Annotated in this window: 5 protein-coding genes and 1 pseudogene; all 6 read right to left on the bottom strand. The window is 68.3% G+C overall.

Annotated features, from left to right (window positions below; translation table 11 throughout):
- Positions 1-160: 160 nt before the first annotated feature.
- Complete coding sequence (gene tssF, locus G3N98_RS38190; protein ID WP_089427473.1) at positions 161-2,032, bottom strand: type VI secretion system baseplate subunit TssF; 1,872 nt, start codon at positions 2,030-2,032, stop codon at positions 161-163.
- Positions 2,033-2,036: 4 nt separating this feature from the next.
- Entirely contained in the window at positions 2,037-2,594 is a 558-nt protein-coding gene (gene tssE / locus G3N98_RS38185; RefSeq protein ID WP_206151024.1) for a type VI secretion system baseplate subunit TssE, read from the bottom strand.
- 16 nt (positions 2,595-2,610) lie between these two features.
- Positions 2,611-3,102 (bottom strand): type VI secretion system tube protein Hcp, encoded by a 492-nt coding sequence (locus G3N98_RS38180; RefSeq protein ID WP_027791618.1) that lies wholly within the window; start codon positions 3,100-3,102, stop codon positions 2,611-2,613.
- 71 nt (positions 3,103-3,173) lie between these two features.
- Positions 3,174-4,682: a type VI secretion system contractile sheath large subunit gene (gene tssC, locus G3N98_RS38175; RefSeq protein WP_046547841.1), complete on the bottom strand. Its 1,509-nt coding sequence runs from the start codon at positions 4,680-4,682 to the stop codon at positions 3,174-3,176.
- A complete protein-coding gene (tssB, locus tag G3N98_RS38170) occupies positions 4,675-5,229 on the bottom strand; it encodes a type VI secretion system contractile sheath small subunit (RefSeq protein ID WP_011355191.1) in 555 nt (184 codons plus the stop codon). The genes tssC and tssB overlap by 8 nt, the downstream gene beginning before the upstream one ends.
- Before the next feature lie 73 nt (positions 5,230-5,302).
- Positions 5,303-5,701: pseudogene (locus tag G3N98_RS38165) on the bottom strand (type VI secretion system protein TssA); the annotation flags it as partial.
- Between the last annotated feature and the right edge of the window lie 90 nt (positions 5,702-5,791).

The raw sequence follows: 5,791 nt of genomic DNA, 5'->3' as shown, positions 1-5,791 counted from the left end.
TGCTCGAAATAGGCGATGTCGATGGCGACCACCGCGATGCCGTTGAACGTATGGTCCGGCCGTTCGATGCGCCGCGACAGCGCGATCGATTCCTTGCCGTCGCGCGAGCGCGCGCGATAGGCCTCGGCAGCCGGCCCGGCACCCGGTGACATATCGCGCTTCATATCGCGGGCCGCCTGCCGATGCGCGCCGGCCAGTGCGCGAGCGTGCCGCGCTGCGCGCTGGTCAGCACGCATTCGGCGAACGCGTTGATCGACACGTGCCGCGCGAAGAACTGTTCGAGCACCGCGCCGAGCAGGAACGGGCTGTCGCCGGAGAACGCATGATCGTCGACAGTCACGTCGACCTGCACGCCGCGTCCGAACATCAGCGGGCCGGACGCCGGCAGCCGGCGGAACACCGGCGAGAACGCCACGCGCAGCACGCCGTCGATCTGCCGGCGCATCGCGGCATCGGCCGGGTCGGCATGCAGGCCGAGCAGTTCGCGCAGCGCATGCGCGCCCTCTTCGTCGTCGAGATCGGTCAGCGTGTGGCGTGCGAGCCCGAGATGGCGGATCAGCCGCCACGCGGTTTGCGCATCGGCGATCGGCGGGCGCGGCCGCGACGGGCCGCGGATCGCGACGATGTTCTCGACCGGAGCCGACACGCGCAACGTGAACGTGTTCGCGTCGCCGGGCGGCTGCAGCAGCACGAGATCGCGATTCGTGCACAGGGTATCGGCCGCCAGGTAACGCATCGTTTCGTCGTACGGCGCGCACTGGCTGTCGACGAGCGACACGTAGGTCTCGCTGCCGACGTAGCCGGTGCGCGTGCCGTTCGCACGTGCCTGAGACGAGACCAGCCTCGGTTCGCGCCGCACCGTGTAGTAAGCGCCGTGATTGCCGTCGTCGCTCGCGAACGATGCATGAAACGGCCGGAATTCGCGCGACTGGCCATCGTCGCGCTGCTCGCTCGCGAGCCGCTGCACCGCATAGACCTCGTAGTCGAGCGGCCGGCTGCGATCGACGACGACATGGTGCTCGCGCGCGCCCGGCTGCAGCGGAATGCGGTCGGCGCGGCGCGCGAACAGGTTCACGGCCGGCGTGCAGTTCAGCGCGAGGTGTTTCGCGCTGACAGCCGCCTCGAGCGCCGCATCGTGGCGATCGAACAGCACGGTCAGTTCGAACGCGTCGCCGGTCGCGCGTGCGAGCGCGGCGCGCAGCCCGCCGATGCTGAAGAACAGGAAACGCGCCGGAAACGCGAAATACTCGCGCAGCAGCCGGTAGCCGTGGAAGCTGCGGCCGTCGTCGGGCAGGATCGCCTGCGCGGGATCGAAGCCCTCGTGAACGATCGCGTCGGCGTCGAGCGTATGCAGCCAGCGCGGCGGCTGCGCCGGATCGTGGCACACGACGCCGAGCGCATGCGCGGCAATCAGTTCGAGCAGATGCAGCGCGTCGCGTTCGGGACCGGCGAGATGGAACGTCAGCCGGTCGAGCGGCAACTGGGACAGTTTGGCACCGCCGCGCGCTTCCAACCGGATGCGCAGCGCGCCGCGCACGTCCTGCCGCGCGGCGAACGCGCCGCGCGGCAGCCACGATGGCGCGCCGGTGACGGTCGCATCGGTCAGTTCGAGCGGCCACAGCGTCAGGTCGTGCGCGGTGCGGAATTCGCAGGCGGTCTGCTCGGACGCGGCCGGACGCGCGCGCAGCGCGGTGCCGGCCGGCAGCCGCCAGCCTTGCGCCAGGCTGCCTTCGTTCAGCAGCGGCGCGAACCGCACGATCGCCATCGACGGCAGCGGCGCGATATAGCCGGGATACACCGCATCGAGCAGCGCCTGCGTGAAGCGCGGAAACTCGGCGTCCATCTTGAGCTGCACGCGCGCGGTGAGGAAGCTGAAGCCTTCGAGCAGCCGCTCGACGTACGGATCGGGCGGCCCCGATTCGTTGAGCCGCAGCCGCGCGGCCACTTTCGGGAACTGCTGCGCGAATTCGCCGCCGAGCTCGCGCAGGTACGCGAGTTCGCGGTTGTAGTAGTCGAGCAGGCGCGTATCCATCGCGTCAGGCCCCCGCCACCGATTGCAGCGACATCGCGCCCGTCTCGAGATCGAGGTCGGAGCGCAGCACGAACTCGAGCGGATGCGGGATCGACCACAGCGTGCCGCGAATCTCGAACAGCAACACGTTGTGGCGCCGTTCGCCGGCCCGGCCGCCGGCCGCGTCGATCACGCTGCGGACTTCGACGCTGGCGGGCGCGATGCGCGGCTCGAAGCGGAGGATCGCGTCGCGGATCGACGCCTCGACCGACATCCGCTCGACGCCCGACATCGGCTTGCCCACGAGCGGCCGCATCCCGTAGTTGAGCACCGACGCCTGCGCGTGCGCGAACGCCGACCAGTCGACGAAGCCGTCCTCGGCGTTGCGCGTGTTGAGCAGCCACGCGAGATCGCGCAGCACGGCCGCACGCAGGCGTTCGGTGCCGATCCACTGCGCGCCGGGCGCTTCGGCGGCGCGCTGCGGCGTGTCGTCGGTGAGCCGGTCGAGCAGCGCGGGCTGGAGCCGGTCGCGCAGGCTGCCTTCCCTGCCGTCGCGGCCGTCGCGGGTTCGCGGGTCGTCCATCGTCATCTCCGCGCCGTCACATCTCGGTGTTTTCCTTGATGTTCCAGCCGACGGTCACCTCCGCGCCCTTGCCGCCGTTGTCGTTCTGCTGCCAATACTGCTTCTTCACCTTCGCGGCCTGGAAGCCGTAATGCATCATCAGCCGGTCGGCGACGTCGCCCGGATCGATGCCCGCGACCTGCGCGGACGTGACGAGCACCTCCTGCAGCGTCACGCGCATGAACTCGACCTGCGTGCCGCCCGTCTTGCACGCGGAGATCTCGACCGACGACAGATGCTTGCCGTTCGCGCAGTTCTTGATGATCGCGGGCGCGCCCTTGTCCATGTACGCGGCGACGACGAGATCGTTGAAGCTCGCCTTGCCCGCGTTGCCGCCGCTGCCGCTCGCCATCGCGCCCGGCTGGCTCGCGCCCCACGTGAACGACTGGATGTCGGTCCAGCCCTTGTGCTGCGCGTCCGCCGATTCGCCGGTCACGCCGTCCACCTTCATAAACATTGCCACGCCCATTGCCGTCTCCGTTTCAGTGCGATGTCAGGATGAATGCCGCGTTGAATGCCGATCGTTGCTTGCTGCGCTGCTCACTCGTTGGCCGCCTTCGCGGTCGGCAGCCGCGAGATGAGCCGCAGCGACACCGTGAGCCCTTCGAGCTGGTAGTGCGGCCGCAGGAAGAATTTCGACGTGTAGTAGCCGGGGTTGTCCTCGACCTCGTCGACCACCACCTGCGCGGCCGCGAGCGGCTTGCGCGCCTTGGTCTCCTGCGACGAGTTGATGGGGTCGCCGTCGACGTAGTTCATGATCCAGTCGTTCAGCCAGCGCTCCATGTCGTCGCGTTCGCGGAACGAGCCGATCTTGTCGCGCACGATGCACTTCAGGTAATGCGCGAAGCGGCAGCACGCGAACAGGTACGGCAGGCGACCGGACAGCCGCGCGTTCGCGGTCGCGTCGGGATCGTGGTACTCGGCCGGCTGGTACAGCGACTGCGCGCCGATGAACGCCGCGAAATCCGAGTTCTTCCGGTGCACGAACGGCATGAAGCCGTTCTTCGCGAGCTCGGCCTCGCGGCGGTCGCTGATCGCGATCTCGGTCGGGCATTTCTGGTCGACGCCGCCGTCGTCGGTCGGGAACGTGTGGCTCGGCAGCCCTTCGACCGCCCCGCCCGATTCGACGCCGCGGATCGACGAACACCAGCCGAACTGCTTGAACGAGCGGTTGATGTTCGCGGCCATCGCATACGCCGAGTTCGCCCACGTGTAGCGGTCGTGGTTCGCGGCGTCGGTGTCTTCCTCGAAGTCGAATTCGTCGACCGGGTTGGTGCGCGCACCATACGGCAGCCGCGCGAGAAAGCGCGGCATCGCGAGGCCGATGTAGCGCGAATCCTCCGACTGCCGCAGGCTGCGCCACGCCGCGTATTCGGTGTTCTGGAATATCTTCGTCAGGTCGCGCGGGTTCGACAGCTCCTGCCACGAATCCATCTGCATCAGCTCCGGCGACGCACCGGCGATGAACGGCGCGTGCGCGGCCGCCGCGATCTTCGACAGCTCGCCGAGCATCTCGACGTCCGGCGGGCTGTGGTTGAAATGGAAATCGCCGACCAGGCAGCCGAACGGCTCGCCGCCGAACTGCCCGTATTCCTCTTCGTAGATCTTGCGGAACAGCGGGCTCTGATCCCACGCGACGCCCTTGTAGCGCTTCAGCATCCGCGCGACCTCGTTGCGCGACGCCGGTAGCGCCTTGATCTTCAGCAGCTCGTCGGTCTCGGTGTGCGTGACGAGGTAATGCAGCCCGCGCCACGCGCCTTCGAGCGTCTGGAATTCGTTGTGATGCAGGATCTGGTTGATCTGCTCGGACAGCTTGCGGTCGATCTCCGCGATGATCTGCTTCACGCTGCCGTACGCATCGGTCGTCATGCCGACCGTATGTTCGAGCGCCTGCTGCGCGAGCGTGCGCACCGCGCGCTCGACCGACTCGCGCGCCTCGGCCGTCTTCGGCTTGAATTCCTTTTGCAGCAGCGCGGCGAATTCGTCGTGCGCGACGGCCGGTTGCGCGGCGTCGCGCGTGTCCGCACGGGATTGGACGGGATCATTCATCGCGGGCCTCCGGTTGGGTCGCGTCGCCGCCCTGCGCGGGCTCGTGCGGGTTGCGCACGAGCGTCTTCAGCAGGTCGGGATCGTTGATCGCGCGCTCGATCAGCTGCTCGGCGCCGTGCTTGCCGTCCATGTACGACAGCAGGTTCGACAGCTCGGTGCGCGCCTCCAGCAGCCGGCGCAGCGCGTCGACGTTGCGCGCGATCGCGGCCGGCGAGAAATCGTCGATCTGCTCGAACGTCATGTCGACGTTGAGCATCCCTTCGCCCGTCAGCGTGTTCGGCACCTGGAACGCGACACGCGGCGCGACCGATTTCATCCGCTCGTCGAAGTTGTCGACGTCGATCTCGAGAAATTTCCGCTCCGGCAAGTCCGGCAACGGCTCCGCACGCTTGCCCGCCAGGTCGGAAATCACGCCCATCACGAACGGCAACTGCACCTTGCGTTCCGCGCCGTAGGTCTCGACGTCGTACTCGATCTGCACGCGCGGCGCCCGATTGCGCGCGATGAACTTCTGTCCGCTGCCTGCCGCCTTGGTTCTGTCCGTCATCGTCCACTCCTTCACATCGATCAGGTTGCGCAGTTGGTCGTCACCGCCCACATCGCGGCGGCGCTCGCTCGTTTCATTCGCTCCGCTCGCCGCTCAGCAGGTCCAGCTTCGGCAGGCTCTCCGGCGCGAGATCGCGGATGATTTCGTAGAAGTCGAGCGCGAGCAGCCGTTGCGCGCGCCGCAGCAGCAGCGGCGCCGGATGGCTCGGCTCGTGTTGCTCGAAATAGCGGCACATCTTGTCGAGACCGATGCGCACGTCGTCGCGGCTCGTGACCTCGGCATCGCGCCAGGCGTGCGCGTTCGGTCGTGCAGCCGGCGCGGTTGCGGCAGCGCCTGGCTGCGCCGTGTCGCCGGGCGCGGCCTGCTGCATGTCGGGCGACACCGGTTGCGGCTCGAGCGGCGGCACTTCGCGCACGATCCGTTGCAACGCCTTCTCGGCGTCGCCTTCGTCGGGCGCCCATTCGCGGCCCAGCCTGTCCGTCACGTCCGCGCGGCACTGATATCGGCCGGCGCATAGAACGCGACGTCGCACCCGGCTGTGCGCAGATGCTGGGCCGGGCCA

Source organism: Burkholderia sp. Tr-20390, assembly GCF_017104595.1.
Lineage (GTDB): Bacteria > Pseudomonadota > Gammaproteobacteria > Burkholderiales > Burkholderiaceae > Burkholderia.
Note: the sequence above shows the minus strand (reverse complement) of the source record. Positions and strands in the feature narration are given on the sequence as shown.

Coding starts and splice junctions, on each gene's coding strand:
- tssC (WP_046547841.1), bottom strand. CDS start 4,682: ATGAATGATCCCGTCCAATCCCGTGCGGACACGCGCGACGCCGCGCAA.
- tssB (WP_011355191.1), bottom strand. CDS start 5,229: ATGACGGACAGAACCAAGGCGGCAGGCAGCGGACAGAAGTTCATCGCG.
- tssF (WP_089427473.1), bottom strand. CDS start 2,032: ATGGATACGCGCCTGCTCGACTACTACAACCGCGAACTCGCGTACCTG.
- G3N98_RS38180 (WP_027791618.1), bottom strand. CDS start 3,102: ATGGGCGTGGCAATGTTTATGAAGGTGGACGGCGTGACCGGCGAATCG.
- tssE (WP_206151024.1), bottom strand. CDS start 2,594: ATGGACGACCCGCGAACCCGCGACGGCCGCGACGGCAGGGAAGGCAGC.